The 19,572-nt window shown below is 72.3% G+C and carries 16 protein-coding genes and 1 pseudogene; 11 read left to right on the top strand and 6 right to left on the bottom strand.

The genetic code is table 11. The features are described 5' to 3' along the window. Window positions 1-28 precede the first annotated feature (28 nt). The 5 genes and pseudogenes from ACTWP8_RS24985 (at window position 29) to ACTWP8_RS25005 (ending at window position 4,634) form a co-directional block, all read left to right on the top strand. On the top strand, window positions 29-931 hold the full coding sequence (locus tag ACTWP8_RS24985; RefSeq protein WP_443324367.1) for a 2-hydroxy-3-oxopropionate reductase: 903 nt from the start codon (window positions 29-31) through the stop codon (window positions 929-931). A gap of 143 nt (window positions 932-1,074) precedes the next feature. Next, window positions 1,075-1,266 (top strand): annotated as a pseudogene (locus tag ACTWP8_RS24990) (catalase-related domain-containing protein); the annotation flags it as partial. Window positions 1,267-1,575: 309 nt separating this feature from the next. Further along, complete coding sequence (gcl, locus tag ACTWP8_RS24995) at window positions 1,576-3,351, top strand: glyoxylate carboligase (RefSeq protein WP_443324416.1); 1,776 nt, start codon at window positions 1,576-1,578, stop codon at window positions 3,349-3,351. A gap of 202 nt (window positions 3,352-3,553) precedes the next feature. Next, on the top strand, window positions 3,554-4,342 hold the full coding sequence (locus tag ACTWP8_RS25000; RefSeq protein WP_443324368.1) for a hypothetical protein: 789 nt from the start codon (window positions 3,554-3,556) through the stop codon (window positions 4,340-4,342). Window positions 4,343-4,379: 37 nt separating this feature from the next. Further along, the gene (locus ACTWP8_RS25005) at window positions 4,380-4,634 is read left to right on the top strand and encodes a hypothetical protein (RefSeq protein WP_443317122.1); all 255 of its coding nucleotides are present in this window, start codon (window positions 4,380-4,382) and stop codon (window positions 4,632-4,634) included. Between the two features lie 250 nt (window positions 4,635-4,884). On the opposite strand, the gene ACTWP8_RS25010 is transcribed toward ACTWP8_RS25005, so the two are convergent. Continuing rightward, window positions 4,885-6,561, bottom strand: a complete 1,677-nt coding sequence (locus tag ACTWP8_RS25010) for an AMP-binding protein (RefSeq protein WP_443324369.1) — start codon at window positions 6,559-6,561, stop codon at window positions 4,885-4,887. Next, entirely contained in the window at window positions 6,558-8,255 is a 1,698-nt protein-coding gene (locus ACTWP8_RS25015; RefSeq protein WP_443324370.1) for an AMP-binding protein, read from the bottom strand. The genes ACTWP8_RS25010 and ACTWP8_RS25015 overlap by 4 nt, the downstream gene beginning before the upstream one ends. A gap of 91 nt (window positions 8,256-8,346) precedes the next feature. On the opposite strand from ACTWP8_RS25015, the gene ACTWP8_RS25020 reads away from it, so the two are divergent. Further along, complete coding sequence (locus ACTWP8_RS25020; protein ID WP_443324371.1) at window positions 8,347-9,231, top strand: LuxR C-terminal-related transcriptional regulator; 885 nt, start codon at window positions 8,347-8,349, stop codon at window positions 9,229-9,231. A 263-nt stretch (window positions 9,232-9,494) separates the two neighbouring features. Next, window positions 9,495-10,274, top strand: coding sequence for a VOC family protein (locus tag ACTWP8_RS25025; protein ID WP_443324372.1), 780 nt, complete (start codon window positions 9,495-9,497; stop codon window positions 10,272-10,274). 201 nt (window positions 10,275-10,475) lie between these two features. Here the strand turns inward: ACTWP8_RS25025 and ACTWP8_RS25030 are convergent, their stop codons facing one another. Then, window positions 10,476-10,721: a hypothetical protein gene (locus ACTWP8_RS25030; RefSeq protein WP_443324373.1), complete on the bottom strand. Its 246-nt coding sequence runs from the start codon at window positions 10,719-10,721 to the stop codon at window positions 10,476-10,478. Then, entirely contained in the window at window positions 10,702-11,496 is a 795-nt protein-coding gene (locus tag ACTWP8_RS25035; RefSeq protein WP_443324374.1) for a PP2C family protein-serine/threonine phosphatase, read from the bottom strand. The genes ACTWP8_RS25030 and ACTWP8_RS25035 overlap by 20 nt, the downstream gene beginning before the upstream one ends. 303 nt (window positions 11,497-11,799) lie before the next feature. Between ACTWP8_RS25035 and ACTWP8_RS25040 the strand changes: the two genes are divergently transcribed. Then, window positions 11,800-12,309 (top strand): response regulator, encoded by a 510-nt coding sequence (locus tag ACTWP8_RS25040; protein ID WP_443324375.1) that lies wholly within the window; start codon window positions 11,800-11,802, stop codon window positions 12,307-12,309. Window positions 12,310-12,429: 120 nt separating this feature from the next. Here ACTWP8_RS25040 and ACTWP8_RS25045 read toward each other — a convergent pair whose 3' ends face one another. Together ACTWP8_RS25045 and ACTWP8_RS25050 are read right to left on the bottom strand one after the other, a co-directional pair. Further along, window positions 12,430-13,329, bottom strand: coding sequence for a hypothetical protein (locus ACTWP8_RS25045; RefSeq protein WP_443324376.1), 900 nt, complete (start codon window positions 13,327-13,329; stop codon window positions 12,430-12,432). A gap of 234 nt (window positions 13,330-13,563) precedes the next feature. Then, window positions 13,564-15,297 carry a PucR family transcriptional regulator gene (locus ACTWP8_RS25050; protein ID WP_443324417.1) on the bottom strand — a complete coding sequence of 578 codons (1,734 nt, stop codon included), beginning with the start codon at window positions 15,295-15,297 and terminating at the stop codon, window positions 13,564-13,566. Between the two features lie 301 nt (window positions 15,298-15,598). Between ACTWP8_RS25050 and ACTWP8_RS25055 the strand changes: the two genes are divergently transcribed. Genes ACTWP8_RS25055 through ACTWP8_RS25065 form a run of 3 tightly spaced genes read left to right on the top strand, consistent with a single transcriptional unit; the run spans window position 15,599 to window position 19,475 of the window. Further along, on the top strand, window positions 15,599-16,486 hold the full coding sequence (locus ACTWP8_RS25055; protein ID WP_443324377.1) for an FAD binding domain-containing protein: 888 nt from the start codon (window positions 15,599-15,601) through the stop codon (window positions 16,484-16,486). Further along, window positions 16,477-17,085: a (2Fe-2S)-binding protein gene (locus ACTWP8_RS25060; RefSeq protein ID WP_443324378.1), complete on the top strand. Its 609-nt coding sequence runs from the start codon at window positions 16,477-16,479 to the stop codon at window positions 17,083-17,085. The genes ACTWP8_RS25055 and ACTWP8_RS25060 overlap by 10 nt, the downstream gene beginning before the upstream one ends. A 5-nt stretch (window positions 17,086-17,090) precedes the next feature. Continuing rightward, the gene (locus ACTWP8_RS25065; RefSeq protein ID WP_443324379.1) at window positions 17,091-19,475 is read left to right on the top strand and encodes a xanthine dehydrogenase family protein molybdopterin-binding subunit; all 2,385 of its coding nucleotides are present in this window, start codon (window positions 17,091-17,093) and stop codon (window positions 19,473-19,475) included. Window positions 19,476-19,572: the final 97 nt, after the last annotated feature.

Raw genomic sequence — 19,572 nt, forward strand, 5'->3', positions numbered from 1 at the left:
GCACGTACCACCTCAGTGAGAGGACGTCATGAGCACCACCACACTCCCCAAGGTCGCCTGGATAGGCCTCGGCATCATGGGCTCCCCCATGGCCGAGAACCTCATCAAGGCCGGCTACTCCGTCACCGGTTACACCCTCGAACAGGAGAAGCTCGACCGGCTCGCGGCGAGCGGCGGCACCGCCGCCGCCTCCATCGCCGAGGCGGTCGGGGACGCCGATGTCGTGATCACCATGGTCCCGGCCTCCCCTCAGGTCGAGGCCATCGCCTACGGCGAGGACGGCATCCTCGAGAACGCGAAGTCCGGCGCGCTGCTGATCGACATGTCCTCGATCACTCCGCAGACCTCCATCGACCTCGCCAAGTCCGCGGCCGGGAAGGGCATTCGCGTCCTGGACGCCCCGGTCTCGGGCGGCGAGGCCGGGGCCATCGAGGCCGTGCTGTCCATCATGGTCGGCGGCGAGCAGGCCGACTTCGACGAGGCCAGGCCGGTCTTCGAGGCGCTGGGCAGGACCGTCGTCCTGTGCGGCCCGCACGGCTCCGGCCAGACGGTCAAGGCCGCCAACCAGCTGATCGTCGCCGTCAACATCCAGGCCTGCGCCGAGGCCGTGGTCTTTCTGGAGAAGTCCGGCGTGGACCTCACCGCCGCGCTCGATGTCCTGAACGGCGGCCTGGCCGGTTCGACGGTCCTGACCCGCAAGAAGGACAACTTCCTCAAGCGCGACTTCACGCCGGGCTTCCGCATCGACCTGCACCACAAGGACATGGGCATCGTCACCGACGCGGCCCGCGCCGTCGGTGCGGCACTGCCCGTCGGGGCCGTCGTCGCCCAGCTCGTCGCCTCCCTGCGCGCCCAGGGCGACGGCGGCCTCGACCACTCCGCTCTGCTGCGCGCCGTCGAGCGCCTCTCCGGGCAGCGGGTCGAGGCCTGACCCGAGGGCCGGGCCCCCGAGTTTCCGGGCGGCGGCGCTGACAACTGTCCTGTCGCGCCCAAGGCGCCGCCGCCCGGAGCCCCACGCTCACGCAACAGCTGCACGGAAGGTCACCATGTCGAAGCGCGCGCTGACGACCGAGTTTCCAGGCCGGTGAGCTCTACCGGCTGATGTCGGAGGAGGACAAGCAGCGTCTGGTGGCCAACATCGCCGCCGGACTCTCGCGGGTCAGCCGCGACGACGTGATCGAGAAGAACCTCGCTCACTTCCGCGCCGCCGACCCGGACTACGGCAAGCGCGTCGAGGCCGCGGTCCACGAGCTGCGCGACGACTGAACGGCGCGCAACAGAGCCGCGCGAGGGCTGACGGGAGGTCAGCACCTTGCGCTCCCGTACCGGCCGGCCCGATGAGGGGTGGCCGGCCGGTACGGGCCGGCAGCGGCTGCGACCTGACGGCCGGCCGCTTCGGATCCGGGCCCGCCGCGGCGGCAGCGTGCCAGTGCGGTGGCAGAACTCCCCCGGCAGGGAGGGGCGAGTGACCGCGGCCGCCGCGGCGCCCGGCACCACCACCCCTCTGCGCGGAGCCCCGCCCCCGTACGGTCCGGGCACCGCACCCGGTCGAATCAGGAGAACTCGATGCCTCGAATGACGGCCGCACGCGCGGCAGTTGAAATCCTCAAGCGCGAAGGCGTGGACACCGCGTTCGGCGTTCCGGGCGCGGCGATCAACCCGTTCTACGCGGCGCTCAAGGCCTCCGGTGGGGTCCATCACACGCTCGCCCGTCACGTCGAGGGCGCGTCGCACATGGCTGAGGGCTACACGCGGGCCAACCCCGGCAACATCGGCGTGTGCATCGGCACATCGGGCCCGGCCGGCACGGACATGATCACCGGTCTCTACTCGGCGACCGGCGACTCGATCCCGATTCTGTGCATCACCGGCCAGGCCCCGACCTCCGTGATCCACAAGGAGGACTTCCAGGCCGTCGACATCGCCTCGATCGCGGCGCCGGTCACCAAGAAGGCCACCACGGTCCTCGAGGCCGCACAGGTCCCGGGCGTCTTCCAGCAGGCCTTCCACCTGATGCGCTCCGGCCGTCCCGGCCCGGTCCTGATCGACCTGCCGATCGACGTCCAGCTGACGGAGATCGAGTTCGACCCCGAGACGTACGAGCCACTGCCCGTCTACAAGCCCGCGGCCACCCGCGCCCAGATCGAGAAGGCGATCTCCTTCCTCCTGGAGTCGGAGCGCCCGCTGATCGTCGCAGGCGGCGGCGTCATCAACGCCGACGCCTCCGACCTGCTCGTCGAGTTCGCCGAGCTGACCGGCACCCCGGTCATCCCCACCCTTATGGGCTGGGGCACGATCCCGGACGACCACGAGCTGAACGCCGGCATGGTCGGACTGCAGACCTCGCACCGCTACGGCAACGCCACCTTCCTGGAGTCGGACTTCGTCCTCGGCATCGGCAACCGCTGGGCCAACCGCCACACCGGCTACAAGCTGGACGTCTACACCCGGGGCCGGAAGTTCGTCCACGTGGACATCGAGCCCACCCAGATCGGCAGGATCTTCGCCCCCGACTACGGCATCACCTCGGACGCCAGGGCGGCCCTGGAGCTCTTCGTCGATGTGGCCAGGGATCTGAAGGCGGCCGGCAGACTGCCCGACCGCTCCGAGTGGATCGCCTCCACCCACGAGCGAAGGTCCACGCTGCTGCGGCGTACGCACTTCGACGACATCCCCATGAAGCCGCAGCGCGTCTACGAGGAGATGAACAAGGCCTTCGGCCCGGAGACCCGCTACGTCACCACCATCGGCCTCTCCCAGATCGCCGGCGCGCAGATGCTGCACGTCTACCGGCCGCGCCACTGGATCAACTGCGGCCAGGCGGGCCCGCTCGGCTGGACCGTCCCTGCCGCGCTGGGCGTCGCCACCGCCGACCCGGACGCCCAGGTCGTCGCGCTCTCCGGCGACTACGACTTCCAGTTCATGCTCGAGGAGCTGGCCGTCGGCGCCCAGCACCGCATCCCCTACGTCCACGTCCTGGTGAACAACTCCTACCTCGGCCTGATCCGCCAGGCGCAGATCGGTCTGGACATCAACTTCCAGGTCAGTCTGGAATTCGAGAACATCAACTCGCCCGAGCTGGGCGTCTACGGCGTGGATCATGTCAAGGTCGCGGAGGGCCTGGGCTGCAAGGCGATCCGGGTCACCGACCCGAACGAGCTGGGCGCCGCCTTCGAGCAGGCCAAGAAGCTCGCCGCCGAGCACCGCGTGCCGGTCGTGGTCGAGGCGATCCTGGAGCGGATCACCAACATCTCGATGAGCACCACCGCCGACATCAGCAACGTCGTCGAATTCGAGGAACTGGCCACCGAGCCGGGCCACGCGCCGACCTCGATCGCGCCCCTGCGCTGAGGCCGGGGGCGGCGGTCGAGGGAGGGGCGCGGTGCCCGGACGGGCCCGGGCGCCACGTCCCTCCTGCGGGCTCGGGCCCGGGCACGGTGTTACGGGTGCGGGTCATGCGTGCGAACGAATGGCGCAGCTCCCTCCACAAGGGGGCGCGCTTCGTGGACGATGGGATCAACACCCCTTCTACGGAACCGTGCTGGAGCCGAACATGGCAGAGAGCGTGCCGGTACGGTGCCCGGCGTGCCGCCGCGAGCACTCCTTCTCCCCCCTCACTTTTCCCTGCGCCTGCGGGGCTCCGCTGACCGTGCCCGTCCAGCCGGGAGCGAAGCCGGAGCCGCTGCGCCACCACACTTGGGAGGAGAGCTGGGTCACGGTCCGCTGCCCGTCCTGTGAACGGGAGGACCAGTGGCCGCAGCCGGAGCTCGGCTGCCCGTGCGGCGCGCTCCTGCGCCTCCCGGTGGCGCCCCCGCCGAAGGCGCAGGTGACGAGCCCGACCACCCAGGGCTCCGGCGGCTTCGGCTCCGGGTCCGGTTCCGGCTCCGGGGCCGGGGCGGGGTCCGGCTCCTCGTCCGCCGGCTCGGGCGCCCGTACGCAGGCGCCCTCCTCGGCCGTGCTGCGCCCGGCGTTCCGGCCGGTGACGATCCGTACGAGCCGGGACGCGGTCATCGCGGCCGCGCAGTACCTGAAGTGGCTGGGCTTCCAGGACGTCGCGTGCGCCGACGACCGGGCGATCTCGGGGGTGGACCTGCGCGGCCGGGGCGTCGTCGCCCAGGTGGACCCCACCACCCGGCCCTCCACGCTCCGCGACGTCGAGTGCCTGTGGCTCAACGGGCTGGCCGCGTCCGCGGAGAGCGTGTTCTTCTCGCTCGCCGGATACGCCCGCGAAGCCCGCTCCCGCGCCGACGACCTGCGCGTACCGCTCTTCGTCATGGACCTGACGGGCACGCCGCAGCCGGTGAACGACGCGGCGGACGACCTCATCCGCATGGGGGCCTGAAGCGGCGGCCGCGGGGCTGCCGGACTACCGTCGAACCATGGAAATCGACCTCACCAGCGAGGAGCGGTCGCTCCTGTCCTACCTCGGCGAGCGGCTGGCAGCCGGTGACAACCCGACCGAGGACGACCTCGCCGAGCAGCTGGGCGAGGACGTCAGGCAGCGGCTCAGGTCGCTGGCCGACAAGGAGCTGGTGTCCCTCGGAGTCCTCCCGGAGGGCGGACCCGACGTCGTCTTCGGCCTCTCCCCCGAGGCCCAGGAGGCCCTGGGCATCCACCGCGACGCGACGGAATAGGGGTTCGCTTTCACCGCCTGCGGCGGTACGGCATTGGGCCCGCGAGAGCGCCTGCTTCCGGGACCAAGGAGCCAGCCGCGGGACGGCGGAAGGGGCCGGGGCGGGGTGGTCCCGGCAGGGGCGTAAAGCGTGATTTGTGGGCCGGCCTGCGGACGCCCGCAGTGGGCGAACAACCGTGCCGGCCCGTAAATCATGCAGCCCCAGAGGGACCACCCCGCCCCGGCCCCGACCCACGCACCGCCGGGCGCCCCTAAGCCGTCGCGAGCCGGTCCGACGGCGGCCCGGAGGAACGCCCGCCCTCCTCCGCGGAGGGCCGCATGCCCTCCGCGAACCGCTCCCGCAGCTCCACCTTCCGCACCTTCCCGCTGACCGTCATCGGGAAGGAGTCCATGACCTGCAGATAGCGCGGCACCTTGTAGTGCGCGAGCCGCCCCCGGCAGTAGCGGGCGAGTTCGTCGCGGCTGAGCGACTGGGCCGGGTCGCGGAGGATCACGCAGGCCAGGATCTCCTCGCCGTACTGCTCGTCCGGCACGCCCACCACCTGCACGTCGGCGATCTTCGGGTGGCGGTGCAGGAACTCCTCGATCTCGCGCGGGTAGACGTTCTCCCCGCCCCGGATGATCATGTCCTTGATCCGGCCGACGATCTGCACATAGCCGTCCTCCCGCATGACCGCGAGGTCGCCCGTGTGCATCCAGCGGCCCGCGTCGACCGCCTCCGCCGTCCGCTCCGGCTCCTCCCAGTAGCCGAGCATGACGCTGTAGCCGCGGGTGCACAGCTCGCCCGGCTCGCCGCGCTCCACCGTCAGCCCGGTCGCCGGGTCGATGACCTTCACCTCGATGTGCGGCAGCACCCGCCCGACCGTCCCCGTGCGCCGCTCCAGGTCGTCGTCGCGCCGGGTCTGCGTCGAGACGGGCGAGGTCTCGGTCATGCCGTAGCAGATGGACACCTCGGCCATGTGCATCTCGGCCACGACCCGCTTCATCACCTCCACCGGGCACGGCGATCCGGCCATGATCCCGGTGCGCAGCGAGGACAGGTCGTACGTGGCGAAGTCCGGCAGGTTGAGCTCGGCGATGAACATCGTCGGCACGCCGTAGAGCGAGGTGCACTGCTCGCGCTCGACGGCGCTCAGCGTCGCCTCCGGGTCGAAGCTCGGGGCCGGGATGACGATGCACGCGCCGTGGCTGGTGGCGCCGAGGTTGCCCATGACCATGCCGAAGCAGTGGTAGAAGGGCACCGGCAGGCACACCCGGTCCCGCTCGGTGTAGCCGATCATCTCCCCCACCCAGTACCCGTTGTTGAGGATGTTGTGGTGGGAGAGGGTGGCGCCCTTGGGGAAGCCGGTCGTGCCCGAGGTGTACTGGATGTTGACCGGGTCGTCGCAGCTCAGCTCCGCCGCCCGGGCCGCGAGCCGCTCGCGCGGGACCTTCGCGCCCGCCGCGATGAGCCCGTGCCAGGTCGGGTCGCCGATGTAGACGACGTCGCGCAGCGCAGGGCACTGGGCGCGGACCTGCTCGACCATCCGCCGGTAGTCGCTGGTCTTGTGGGCCACGGACGAGATCAGCACCTCGATGCCGGCCTGCTTCAGCACGTACTCCAGCTCGTGCACGCGGTAGGCCGGGTTGATGTTGACCATGATCGCGCCAATCCGCGCCGTCGCGTACTGGACGAGGACCCACTCGGCGCAGTTGACCGCCCAGATCCCGACCCTGACGCCCTTCCGGACGCCCTTGGCGAGCAGCCCGAGCGCCACGTCGTCCACGGTGCGGCCGAACTCGGCGTACGTCCAGCGCCGCCCCGTCGGGATGTCGACGAGCGCCTCGCGGTCGGGGTACGCCGCGATCGCCCGGTCCAGGTTGGCCCCGATGGTGTCGCCGAGCAGCGGGGCCGTGCCGGTGCCGCTGGTGTAGGAGAGCTCGGTCATGTGTAGTCCCCTTCGCGGTATTCGGCGGCGCTTCCCTCAGGAGTACGGGCGGTGCGCTCGCGCAGTTCGACCCTGCGGATCTTCCCCGACACGGTCTTGGGCAGGTCGGCGAACTCGATACGGCGCACGCGCTTGTAGGGCGCCAGGGTCTCCCTGGAGTGCGCGAACAGGGTCTTCGCGGTCTCCGGGCCCGGCTCCCACCCCGAGGCGAGCACGATGTACGCCTTGGGCACGGCCAGCCGTAGGGGGTCCGGGGCCGGCACGACGGCGGCTTCGGCGACCGCCTCGTGCTCCAGCAGCGCGCTCTCCAGCTCGAACGGCGAGATCTTGTAATCGGACGCCTTGAAGACGTCGTCGGAGCGCCCGACATAAGTGATATAGCCGTCGGCGTCGCGCGAGCCGATGTCGCCGGTGCGGTAGTAGCCGCCCGCCATGGCCTCGGCCGTGCGCTCCGGGTCGCCGTGATACCCCGTCATCAGGCCGACCGGCGCTCCCCCGCCGGCGTCCGGGTCGAGGTCGAGGCAGATCTCGCCCTCGTCGCCGGGCTCGCCGGTGACCGGGTCGAGCAGCGCGACCGCGAAGCCGGGCGTCGGCCGCCCCATGGAGCCGGTCTTCAGGGGCTGGCCGGGCGTGTTGGCGACCTGCACGGCCGTCTCGGTCTGGCCGAAGCCGTCCCGGATGGTGACGCCCCAGGTCTCCCGCACGCGCTCGATGACCTCCGGGTTGAGCGGCTCGCCCGCGGCGACGGCCTCGCGCGGTGGCGTGCGGAGCTGGGTGAGGTCGGCCTGGATGAGCATCCGCCAGACAGTAGGCGGTGCGCAGAAGCTCGTCACCCCGCAGCGGTCCATCTCCGCCATGAGCCGGGAGGCGTCGAAGCGCGTGTAGTTGTGGATGAAGACGGTCGCCTCGGCGTTCCAGGGGGCGAAGAGGTTGCTCCAGGCGTGCTTGGCCCAGCCCGGCGAGGAGATGTTGAGGTGCACGTCCCCGGGGCGCAGTCCGATCCAGTACATCGTCGCCAGATGGCCCACCGGATAGGAGATATGGGTGTGTTCGACCAGTTTGGGCCGGGCTGTGGTGCCGGAGGTGAAGTAGAGCATCAGCGGGCCGGAGGCGCGGGTGGGCCCGTCCGGCTCGAAGGTCCCGGAGACGCCGTACGCCTCCTCGTACGGCAGCCAGCCCGGCGCCGCGCCGCCCACGGAGATCCGGGTGTAGCCCCCGGGCACCTCGTCGAACTTGCCGGTGTCCTCGGCCTGTACGACCACGTGCCGGGCCTTGCCGCGCTCGATCCGGTCGGTGAGGTCGAGCGGCCCGAGCAGCGGGGTCGCGGGGATGACGACGGCCCGCAGTTTCATCGCGGCCAGCGCGGTCTCCCACAGCTCGACCTGGTTGCCGAGCATGACGACGATCCGGTCCTCTGCCCGTACGCCCTGCTCGCGCAGCCAGTTCGCGACCCGGTCGGAGCGGGCGCGCATCCCGGCGAAGGTGAACCGGGCCTCGGTGCCGTCCTCCTCGACGATGTGCAGGGCCGGGCGGTCGTTTCCCTCGGCGATCCGGTCGAACCAGTCGAGCGCCCAGTTGAAGTGCTCGGGCCGCGGCCAGCGGAATCCGGCATATGCCGCGTCACAGTCCTCTCTGTGACGCAGCAGGAAATCCCGGGCTTCCCGGAACTCCTCTGTCGCACCGGTTGCCGCCATGTGTCCTCCTCATTGCCGGACCGCTGACTAGCATCGTGTAATCAGTGACCTGGGTCTCACTACCCCCGGACGGGGGTGAAGGGGGTTGGCGGTGGCGCAGACGGGCGAAGCGGTCGAGATACGAGCGGCGCTGCTGAACCTGCGCCGCACCAGCGGCCTGCCGATCGCATTCGGCGGACTCCTGGAGGACAACAGGCAGTTGCGCATCGGGGAGCTGAGCGGTACGCGGACCTCCGCGCTGCGCGGGCTCGTGGTGGCGACGGGCAACGGCATCGGCGGCAAGTCCCTGGCCCTCACCAGGCCGGTGGCGGTGGCCGACTACCGCGCATCGCGCGCGATCAGCCACGAGTACGACGCGGCGGTGGCGATGGAGGGTCTCGGCGCGGTGCTGGCGGTGCCCGTCGTCGTACGCCGCCGGGTGCGCGGGGTGCTGTACGGCGCGCTGCCCGAGTCGCTGAGCCTCGGCGACCGCACGCTGAGCGCCGCGGTCGAGGCGGCGCGCGAGCTGGAACAGGCGCTGGCCGTACGGGACGAGGCGCAGCGGCTGCTGGCCACCCACCCGCCCGCGGCGGGGGATCCGGGCCGCCCGCTGGGGCCCGCCGCGTGGGAGGAGGTCCGCGAAGCGCACAGCGCTCTGCGGGCGCTGGCACCACGCGTGACGGACCCGGCGCTGCGCGAGGAGATCCACGCGGTCTGCCGGCGGCTCGCCGCCGCGGCGGGGACGGACGCCCGGCCCCGTACACGCGCGGACGACGACCGGGCGCCGGGCCGGGCGTTCGGCGTCCGGCTCGCGCCGCGCGAACTGGACGTGCTGTCCTGCATCGCGGCGGGGGCGACCAACGCGGGGGCTGCGGCGCGCTTGGGGCTGCGCCCCGAGACCGTGAAGGGCTATCTCCGCTCGGCCATGCGCAAACTCGGCGCCCACACCCGCCTGGAGGCGGTGGTCACGGCACGGCGGATCGGCCTGATGCCGTAGCCCCCCGGCCGGGGCGGGGCCAGTCCGCCCGCGGCCCGCCTCCGGCTCCGCGTCCGCGCGCTGTGCGTCGTGGGTCGGGGGCGCGCCGTCCGCGGTGGATGGACCGGCCGTCTGCGAGCAGTTCGACGCGGGCTGTAACGATGGCGCGCGGATGGCGGGCGCGCAGCCCGGCGCACAGGGCGTGCGGTGCCGCCGTGCCGGGGCCAGGCTGGAGGTGAAGGGCAGTCCACCCGTAACGGGCCACGTCGACGTAAGGATCCACCATGCTCAGCACTCAGTTCGTGCCCGGCGCGCCCAACTGGATCGATCTCGGCACCCCCGACCTGGAGGCCGTCTCCGCCTTCTACGGTGGCCTCTTCGGCTGGCGCGCCGAGTCGTACGGGCCGGAGGCGGGCGGTTACGGGGCCTTCCGGCTCGACGGGAAGTCCGTCGCCGGGGTCGGCCCGCTCACCGAGGAGGGTGCCGAGACCGCCTGGACGGTGTACTTCCACACCCCCGACGCCGACGCCACCGCGAAGTCCGTCGAGCAGGGGGGCGGCACAGTGCGCTTCCCGCCGATGGACGTCTTCAGCGAGGGCCGGATGGCCGGGTTCACCGACCCCGGCGGGGCCCAGTTCGCCGTCTGGCAGCCGCGCGAGCACCCCGGTCTGCAGCTGGTCAACGACCCTGGGAGCCTGTGCTGGACCGAGCTGCACACCCCGGAGCCGGACAGCTCGCGGGACTTCTACGGGACGGTGTTCGGCTGGCAGGCCGAGGACGTGCCGTTCGCCGGGACCACGTACACCGTGCTGCGCCTGGCGGGTGGCGGGCAGGAGTCGTCGTTCGGCGGGATCATGCCGCTCGCGCCCCCGGCCGGGGTACGGGCGCACTGGCTGCCGTACTTCGAGGTGGAGGACTGTGACACGACGGCCACCAGGAGCGAGGCGCTGGGCGGCTCGATCGCGCTGCATCCGGTCGAGGCGGAGGGCGTGGGCCGCTTCGCCCGGCTCACCGACCCGTGTGGCGCGGACTTCGCGGTGATCACGAGCGCGCCACGCTCCTGACCGGGCTGCCCGGCCAGGCCCGGCCAGGCCCGGCACCTGGCTCAGCTCTGCGGATGCGCAGATGGTGCGGGGCGGCCGGGGCTGCCGGGGCGGCTAAGTCCAGCAGGCGGGTGCCCTCCGTCTCGGTCTCCGAGCACTCCGCGCGCGACAGCCGCCCCGGATAAACCCATCGGCGAGGAACACGGACCCTGGTGTACCTGGTCAGGCCGCTCTGCCCCAACAGGGCCCTCGGAGCACCTGCACCAGGGGCAGTGCGGTCCGCGCGGCCATCGACAGCGCCACGACAAGGTGCTCGACGGCGTCGGCGGCCCGCATGCGGGAGCGGCGGAGCAGCAGCTGGCGCTCGAGGAAAGCCCGGTTCAGCGCCCGGGTGGTCAGCCTGGTGGCGGCGGAGGCGGTGGCGGGGGGCGGGGGCCGTGCGGCGGGGCTACTCGCCGATCCGGACAACGGCGAGCGTGATGTTGTCGGGACCGCCCGCGTCCATGGCGGCCTTCCACATCTCGAACGCGGCCCTGCCGTCCGCGTGCTCCCGCAGCACGCGGTCGAGATCGTCGTCCGGCACCGGGTCGGTCAGGCCGTCCGTGCAGACCAGGTGGCGGACGCCGGCGGACAGCGGCGAGCTGGACACATGCGGGTCGACGGGGCTGAAGTCCGGGGTGCCGCCGAGGGTCTGCGTGACGACGGGCGTCGTGCGCTGCCCGGGGGCGAGCGGCGGGTTGTCGTCCACGCTCAGCTCCCGCAGGCGCAGCCTGCCCTCGCCGTCGCCTTCCCCACCGGATACCCCGCCTCCGCCGCCCTCGCCGCCGTCCAGGGCGTAGACCCGGCTGTCACCGACGTTGAAGGTCAACACCGTCTCCTCGGTCACGACGACGCCCGCGACCGTCGTGCCCATCATGATCAGGTCGGGGTCGTCGTCCGCGGCCGCGTACACCGCCCGATTGCAGCCCTCCAGGGCGTCGCGTACGGCCTCCTCGCTGTCCAGGTCGGGCCCGATCCGCGACAGCCGGCGTACGACCATGGCGCTGGCCACCTCGCCCGCCGGATGCCCGCCGAGCCCGTCGGCGACGGCGACGACCAGCGGTGTGCCGAGCGGGAACAGCAGCGTCTGGGGGCTCTCGGTGACGGTGCTGCACAGCGTCCACGGCCCGATGACGAGGCTGTCCTCGTTACGGTCGCGCAGCAGCCCGGTGTGGCTCAGGGCGCTCACGACGATGTAGGCCATGGCAGGTCATCGCCTTCCGAACGGGCCAGCACCCCCTTCCCCTCCATTGTGCGGCGCGGACGGGCGAGCTGCTGCCACGGGCGGCAGATCGCGTGCGTGCGAACGCGGGCGTGCGAACGCGGCTCTCCCATCGCTCGTCGCCGTCCGGAGCGCTCAGAGCGCTCAGAGCAATCAGACGGTGCACCTCGACGTCCAGCCGCACGGGATGGCCGGCGGGACCGCACGAGACGAGACGCAGGTCGTCGCCAGCCACCGCCCGTCGGGAGCCCGGAGCAGCGCGGGCGCGTAGAAATGGACCTGCGCATGCCAGGAGTCGACGGCATCACCGCCGCCCAGAGGATCCTCGCGTCACGGCCCTCAGCCCGTGTCATCGCCTTGACCACGTTCGACGACGATGACCACCTCTATCCCGCCCTGGAGGCCTGGGCCTGCGGGTTCCTCGTCAAGGACACCCCGCCGGGCGAACTGGTCGCCGCCGTCCGCAGGGCTGCTGAAGGAGAGTCGCCCTTCAGCCGGGACGTACTGCGCCGCCTCGTCGAGCAGGCGGTCCAGACTGCTGGCCTCCGAGCCTCGCCGCCCGTCCCGCCATCCGGGCGAGCGGACGAGCGGACCAGCGATGAGGTGGTCTACCGGTATCCCAACAAGGAGATGCCGGCCGTGGACCGCGTATCGCTGACGCTGCGCCGGGGCGAGGTCGTCGCGATCGTCGGCGAGACGATGAGGTGTCGAGGGCAAGCGAGTCTTCAGCCTGCCCAGGCGATGTGCCGACGTCGATCGCGCCGCGGCCCCACCGCCTCAGCCGTGGCTCAGTGACTTGTGCCGTGCGGTTGGAGGGGGAGGCGAGGGTCATGACCCATCCCTGGTTCATGACCTTTTCGAGGGCCTCTGCATTCCGTGCACCCCGTGCACCCTGTCCCGGGCGACCCTACGGCCCTACGCCGCCGTCTCCGGGCTCAACTGGTCCGCCAGCCACGTCGGTACGCCCCCCAGCAAGCGGAAGAGGCGGCCCGCCTCCGCTCGTAGCCGGGAGGCATCCGGCTCCGGCTCGGCCTCCGCGAGGGCCGTGAGGGCCGGAGCCGTGCCGATCAGATAGCCCAGCTCCTCACGGATGCGGAGGGATTCCGTGAAACCGTGCCGCGCCTCGGCGAGTTCGCCGTCGCGCAGGGCGAGACCCGCCAGGTGCCGCCAGGTAAAAGAGCACAGCAGCTGGTCGTCCTGCGCGGTGGCGCCTTCGTGGGCGCGGCGGTAGGCGGCGCGGGCGGACTGCGGGCTGTCCGCGAGGTGTTCGGCGACCAGGCCGCGCCGGAAGTCGAGGAGCGGGCGGCCCGCGGCCGAAGGGGCGAGCAGCGCGGCGGCCCGCCCGAGCGCCGCCCGGGCCTCGTCGGCGCGGTCCCGTACGCCGAGGACCGTCGCCGCGTACGCCAGGTGCCCGCGCTCGCAGGCCGCCGCGCCCCGCTCGTCGTCCGAGCTCGCCAGGGCTTCCGCTGCGCGCAGCGCGTCCTCCGCCTCGGACCACCCGACCGCCGTGAACAGGCAGCGCTCGCCGAGCAGGGCGGCGCGCTGCAGCGCCACCGCGGGGTCGTCGGCGGCGTGCGGGGCGAGCAGCGCCGCCGCGTCGTCCCAGCAGCCGCGCGAGCGCAGCCGCCATACGGCGACGCTGCGCGGGTGCTGCGGGTCGTCCCGCCCGGCCGGCTCTGGCTTCCCCGCAGATCCCGCTCCCGCTGATCCCGTAGATCCCGGTCCCGCAGGCCCCGCAGATCCCGCAGGCCCCCCATATCCCCCAGGTCCCGCAGATCCTGAAGACCCCGAACGTGACATGGCGGTATCCGCCACATTCCCTCCCCAAGCGCGCCGTCGAGCCGGAAGCCGTGGGCGAATCTCAGCACGGAATCCGCAGCCGGGGCTAGGGGGTGGGTGAATCCGTTCACAATCAGCCGGGACAGTGCGGTTGTTCAGCCTCTTCGCGGTGCACGGTCCTCGTCCCGCCCGCAGGGCACGCCATCACCGCGGACCATCACCGCAGACCATCACCGCACGCCATCACCCGCGCACCATCACCGCACGCCGTCAGCTCATCCGCAGCGCAAGGAAGAAGTCCAGCTTGTCCTCGAGCCGCGACAGGTCACGCCCCGTCAGCTGCTCGATCCGCCCCACCCGGTACCGCAGCGTGTTCACGTGCAGATGCAGCCGCGACGCGCACCGCGTCCACGACCCGTCGCTGTCCAGGAAGGCCTCCAGCGTCGGGACCAGCTCCGCCCGGTGGCGCCGGTCGTAGTCCCGCAGCGGGTCGAGCAGCCGCGCGGTGAAGGCGCGGCGCACGTCGTCCGGTACGAACGGCAGCAGCAGAACGTGCGAGGCCAGCTCCTGGTGGCCCGCCGCGCACACCCGGCCCGGGCGCGCCGCCGCGACCCGGCGCGCGTGCCTGGCCTCCTCCAGCGCGCCGCGCAGCCCCTCCGCCGACTGCACCACCGCGCTGACCCCGATCGTCAGCCGTCCGTCCCCGTCCAGGCCGCGGGCCAGCGGCTCGCCGACCGCGGCCAGCAGTTCCTCGGCCTCCAGGCCCCGCACCGGGCTCCGGTGCGGCCCTTCCTCGTCGGCGGGCAGCGACGGGAGCGGCACCAGCGCGATGGCCTCCTCGCCGTTGTGCGCCACGGCGATACGGTCCGACGGCTCGGGGTCGTCCGTCCCCTGGCCGACGAGGATCTCCTCCAGCAGCGACTGGGTGATCGGACCGCCGTCGAGGTCGCCGCCCTCCCACTCGACGCGTGCCACCACAACCTGCCAGTGCGGCGCGGCGCCGAGCCCCGGCAGCAGCACCGGCGCGGCCACCCGCAGGCGGGCCGCGACCTCGGCGGGCGGCGCCCCGGCCTGGACCAGCTCCAGCACCTCCTGCGCGAGCCGCCGCCGTACCGTACGGGCCGCGTCGCGGCGGTCCCGCTCCACCGCGATCAGCTGCGTGACGCCCTGGAGCAGGTCGAGCCGCTCGGCGGACCACTCCCCGGCGTCCGCCTCGACGGCCAGCAGCCAGTCCGAGAGCACGGTCTCGCGTACGTCACGCGAAGCGGGCGCCTGCGCCTCTGGCGCCGCCCGCCCTCCCCCGGCTGCCGCTGGATAGTGCCCCCAGCTGCGGATCGGGAACAGCGAGTACGTGCCGGCCTGGGTGGCGAGCCGGTACGGGCCGCGGCGCCCGCTGCGCGTCGCCGCGAGGTGCTCGCCGGCCAGGGTCGAGCACACCGGCGCGGGCAGCTCGGGACCCGCGCCCGCCAGGCTCGATCCGGCGATCCGGCGGCCGGTCGGCGAGAGCACCCAGGCCCGCAGGTCGAGGTCGCTGCCGAGCAGGTCGAGGACGACCTCGGGGCCGCCGCCCGCGGGCCCGGACGTCATCAGCCGACGGTGCCGGTCCACCACCGCCGCCAGGTCCCCGGCGCGCTCGCTGGACACCTGGCGTACGACGTGCTCGGTGATCGCGGCGAAGGCGACGTCCTCGTCCACCGCGAACAGCGGCAGCCGGTTGCGGGAACAGGCCGCCACCAGGTCGTCCGGGATGGCGCCGAGCTCGGCCTCGCCCGCCGCGAGCCCCGCGACCCCGGCCTGGGTCAGGATCCGTACGAACCGCTCGGAGTCCTCCGGCTTACGGCGCCACGCCAGGCCTGTCAGCACCAGCTCGCCGCCCGACAGATAGCGGCTCGGATCGCGCAGGTCGGTGGTCATCACGCCGCGCACGGTGCGGTCCAGCTCGTCCTCGCCGCCGAGCAGCCGCAGGCCGAGGGTGTCCGTCTCCAGCAGTGCGCGCAGCCTCATCTCTCGTCGCCCGCCGATCGCTTCGTGTCGCGTCTTGTCGTGTCTTGTTGCCAGGCTCATGCCGCGAGGTTTCCCGCCCCCGTCTTTCGTTCGAATCTACAAGACCGGACCCATGGCCAGCCAAGTGCTTCATGGTTTCGGTGACTGCACCCGGGGGGTCGTGGCTCGGTGTACTGACCCCACGTCGCGTGAACAGGACATGAATAGACCAGCAAGGGCCCGTCGTGAGGATCCTCCCCAGGTCCTCCGCAGGTCCTCCCCGCTGGTTTCCGAACGACCGATCCCCAGAAGAGAGCCACTGATGGACTTCCTTCGCCCCGCCAGCTGGGAGGAGGCGCTCGCCGCGAAGGCCGAGCACCCGACGGCTGTGCCCATCGCGGGTGGCACCGACGTCATGGTCGAGATCAACTTCGACCACCGCAGGCCGGAGTACCTGCTCGACCTGAACCGGATCCCGGAGCTGCGCGAGTGGGAGGTCGGCGAGGAGAACGTACGGCTCGGCGCCTCCGTGCCGTACACCCGGATCATGGAGAACCTGCGCGGCGAGCTCCCGGGCCTCGCGCTCGCGTCGCACACCGTGGCCTCCCCGCAGATCCGCAACCGCGGCGGCGTCGGCGGCAACCTCGGCACCGCATCCCCGGCCGGTGACGCCCATCCCGCCCTTCTCGCCGCGGGCGCCGAGGTCGAGGTCGCGTCCGTGCGCGGCACCCGCTTCATCCCGATCGACGACTTCTTCACCGGCGTGAAGCGCAACGCCCTCGAGGCGGACGAGCTGATCAGGTGCGTCCACATCAAGAAGGCCGAGGGCCCGCAGCAGTTCTCGAAGGTCGGCACGCGGAACGCGATGGTCATCGCGGTGTGCGCCTTCGGTCTGGCGCTGCACCCCGGGACCCGGACCGTCCGCACCGGCATCGGCTCCGCCGCCCCCACCCCCGTCCGCGCCCGCGAGGCCGAGGAGTTCCTGGCCGCGGCGCTGGAGGAGGGCGGCTTCTGGGAGAGCGGCCGGGCGATCACCCCGTCGGTCGCCAGGCAGTTCGCGGAGCTGTGCTCCGGCGCCTGCAACCCCATCGACGACGTGCGCGGCAGCGCGAAGTACCGGCGCCACGCGGTCGCCGTCATGGCCCGCCGCACCCTCGGCTGGACCTGGGACGAGTACCGCGGCAAGGAGAGGATCGAACGATGCGCGTGAACTTCCGCGTCAACGGCCGCCCGTATGAGGCGGACGACGTGTGGGAGGGCGAGAGCCTGCTGTACGTCCTGCGCGAGCGCATGGGGCTTCCCGGCTCGAAGAACGCCTGTGAGCAGGGCGAGTGCGGCTCCTGCACGGTCCGCCTCGACGGGGTGCCGGTCTGCTCCTGCCTGGTCGCCGCGGGCCAGGCCGAGGGCCGCGAGGTCGTCACGGTCGAGGGCCTGGCCGACTACGCGAAGCAGCGTGCGGAGGGCGGCTGCGCCTCCGGCACCTGCGGCACGAGTACCGACGCCGCTCAGCGCTGGGAAGCCAGGCCCTCGGACTCGCATACCGGCGAGGTCGCCGATCTCTCCCCCATCCAGCAGGCCTTCATCGACGCCGGCGCCGTCCAGTGCGGCTTCTGCACCCCGGGCCTCCTCGTCGCCGCAGACGAGTTGCTGGAGTGCAACGCCCAGCCGACCGACGCCGACATCCGCGAGGCCCTCTCCGGCAATCTGTGCCGCTGCACGGGCTACGAGAAGATCCTCGACGCGGTCCGCCTCGCGGCCGCCCGCGGCGCGGGCGAGAGCGCGGAGACGACCGCGGGAAAGGGGGCCTGACCACCATGGGCGTCACGCGCACACCCACCCATCTCACCCAGGGGAGTCGGACCAGGGGCGGCATCGGCGAGTCCACGCTCCGCCCCGACGGCACCCTGAAGGTCACCGGCGAGTTCGCGTACTCCTCCGACCTCTGGCACGAGGACATGCTGTGGGGCTTCACCCTGCGCAGCCCGCACGCGCACGCCGAGATCGTCTCCATCGACATCTCCGAGGCGCTCGCCCAGGCCGGAGTCCACACGGTCCTCACCTACGACGACCTGCCGGCCCCGACGAAGAACTACGGCCTGGAGATCCAGGACACCCCGGTCCTGGCCCACGGCCGGGTGCGCCACCACGGCGAGCCGGTGGCCATCGTCGCCGCCGACCACCCCGAGACCGCCCGCCGTGCCGCCGCGAAGATCAAGGTCGAGTACGCCGAACTGCCCGTCGTCACCGACGAGTCCACCGCCACCGCCCCCGGCGCCCCGCTGCTGCACCCGGGCCGCAACGACCACCACGCACGTCACGTCCCCCATCCGAACATCGTCCACCGCCAGCCGATCGTCCGCGGCAACGCCGCCGAAGCGGCCGAGCGCGCCGACGTGATCGTGCGCGGCGAGTACGAGGTCGGCATGCAGGACCAGGCCTTCCTCGGCCCGGAGTCCGGCCTCGCCGTGCCCGCCGAGGACGGCGGCGTCGACCTCTACGTCGCCACCCAGTGGCTGCACTCCGACCTCCGCCAGATCGCCCCGGTCCTCGGCCTGCCCGAAGAGAAGGTGCGGATGACGCTGTCCGGCGTCGGCGGCGCCTTCGGCGGCCGCGAGGACCTGTCGATGCAGATCCACGCCTGCCTTCTGGCGCTGCGCACCGGCAAGCCGGTCAAGATCGTCTACAACCGGTTCGAGTCCTTCTTCGGCCACGTCCACCGGCACCCGGCCAAGCTCTGGTACGAGCACGGCGCCACCAGGGACGGCAAGATCACGCACATGAGGTGCCGGATCGTGCTGGACGGCGGCGCGTACGCCTCCGCCTCCCCGGCCGTCGTCGGCAACGCCTCCTCCCTCTCCGTCGGCCCGTACGTGATCGACGACGTCGACATCGAGGCCATCGCGCTCTACACCAACAACCCGCCCTGCGGCGCCATGCGCGGCTTCGGCGCGGTCCAGGCGTGCTTCGCGTACGAGGCGCAGATGGACCGGCTCGCGGCGGAGCTGGGCATGGAACCGGTCGAGTTCCGGCAGCTCAACGCCATGTCGCAGGGCACGATCATGCCGACAGGACAGCCCGTCGACTCCCCGGCCCCGGTCGCCGAACTGCTGCGCCGCGTCAAGGCCATGCCGATGCCGCCCGAGAAGCAGTGGGAGAGCGCGGGCGAGACCGCCGACGTCCGCGCCCTGCCCGGCGGTCTGTCCAACACCACGCACGGCGAAGGCGTCGTACGGGGCGTGGGCTACGCGGTCGGCATCAAGAACGTCGGTTTCTCCGAGGGCTTCGACGACTACTCCACCGCGCGCGTGCGCCTGGAGGTCGTCGGCGGCGAGCCGGTCGCCGTCGTGCACACCGCGATGGCCGAGGTCGGCCAGGGCGGTGTCACCGTGCACGCCCAGATCGCCCGCACCGAACTCGGCGTCACCCAGGTGACCATCCACCCCGCCGACACCCAGGTCGGCTCCGCGGGCTCCACCTCCGCCTCCCGCCAGACGTACGTCACCGGCGGCGCGGTGAGGAACACCTGCGAGGCCGTACGGGAGAAGGTCCTGGAGATCGGCCGCCGCAAGTTCGGCACGTACCACCCGGCGTGGGCCACCGCGGAACTGCTGCTGGAGGGCGGCAAGGTCGTCACCGACGGCGGCGAGGTCCTGGCGAACCTGGTGGACGTGCTGGAGGGCGAGGCGGTCGACATCGAGCTCGAGTGGCGGCACCGCCCCACCGAGGCGTTCGACCTGCACACCGGGCAGGGCCGGGGCCACGTCCAGTACTCCTTCGCCGCGCACCGCGCGGTCGTCGAGGTCGACACCGAACTGGGCCTGGTCAAGGTGATCGAGCTGGCCTGCGCCCAGGACGTCGGCAAAGCGCTCAACCCGCTGTCCGTGGTCGGCCAGATCCAGGGCGGTACGACGCAGGGCCTCGGCCTCGCGGTCATGGAGGAGATCGTCGTGGACCCGAAGACCGCGAAGGTCCGCAACCCCTCCTTCACCGACTACCTGATCCCCACCATCCTCGACACGCCGGTCATCCCGGTCGACGTGCTCGAACTGGCCGACGAGCACGCGCCGTACGGTCTGCGCGGCGTCGGCGAAGCGCCGACGCTGTCCTCCACACCGGCCGTGGTCGCCGCCATCCGCGCGGCGACGGGGCTGGCTCTCCACCGCGTACCGGTGCGCCCGGAGCACATCACCGGCACGTAAGTCCTCCGGGCGGCGCGGCCGGGAAAGTCCTCCTCCGGCCTTCGGTATGGAGAACCCCACTCGCGGCGCCCGGAGCCCCCACACGTACCGCACCGCT

Origin of the sequence: Streptomyces sp. 7N604 (assembly GCF_052245475.1) — a bacterium.
In the GTDB taxonomy this organism is placed as follows: Bacteria; Actinomycetota; Actinomycetes; order Streptomycetales; family Streptomycetaceae; genus Streptomyces.

Excerpts from the sequence above, each read along its gene's own strand:
- ACTWP8_RS25055 (WP_443324377.1), top strand. The coding sequence starts at position 15,599 with ATGGACTTCCTTCGCCCCGCCAGCTGGGAGGAGGCGCTCGCCGCGAAG.
- ACTWP8_RS25000 (WP_443324368.1), top strand. The coding sequence starts at position 3,554 with ATGGCAGAGAGCGTGCCGGTACGGTGCCCGGCGTGCCGCCGCGAGCAC.
- ACTWP8_RS25010 (WP_443324369.1), bottom strand. The coding sequence starts at position 6,561 with ATGACCGAGCTCTCCTACACCAGCGGCACCGGCACGGCCCCGCTGCTC.
- ACTWP8_RS25050 (WP_443324417.1), bottom strand. The coding sequence starts at position 15,297 with ATGAGGCTGCGCGCACTGCTGGAGACGGACACCCTCGGCCTGCGGCTG.
- ACTWP8_RS25040 (WP_443324375.1), top strand. The coding sequence starts at position 11,800 with ATGCCAGGAGTCGACGGCATCACCGCCGCCCAGAGGATCCTCGCGTCA.
- ACTWP8_RS25015 (WP_443324370.1), bottom strand. The coding sequence starts at position 8,255 with ATGGCGGCAACCGGTGCGACAGAGGAGTTCCGGGAAGCCCGGGATTTC.
- ACTWP8_RS25025 (WP_443324372.1), top strand. The coding sequence starts at position 9,495 with ATGCTCAGCACTCAGTTCGTGCCCGGCGCGCCCAACTGGATCGATCTC.
- gcl (WP_443324416.1), top strand. The coding sequence starts at position 1,576 with ATGACGGCCGCACGCGCGGCAGTTGAAATCCTCAAGCGCGAAGGCGTG.
- ACTWP8_RS25005 (WP_443317122.1), top strand. The coding sequence starts at position 4,380 with ATGGAAATCGACCTCACCAGCGAGGAGCGGTCGCTCCTGTCCTACCTC.
- ACTWP8_RS24985 (WP_443324367.1), top strand. The coding sequence starts at position 29 with ATGAGCACCACCACACTCCCCAAGGTCGCCTGGATAGGCCTCGGCATC.
- ACTWP8_RS25060 (WP_443324378.1), top strand. The coding sequence starts at position 16,477 with ATGCGCGTGAACTTCCGCGTCAACGGCCGCCCGTATGAGGCGGACGAC.
- ACTWP8_RS25065 (WP_443324379.1), top strand. The coding sequence starts at position 17,091 with ATGGGCGTCACGCGCACACCCACCCATCTCACCCAGGGGAGTCGGACC.
- ACTWP8_RS25035 (WP_443324374.1), bottom strand. The coding sequence starts at position 11,496 with ATGGCCTACATCGTCGTGAGCGCCCTGAGCCACACCGGGCTGCTGCGC.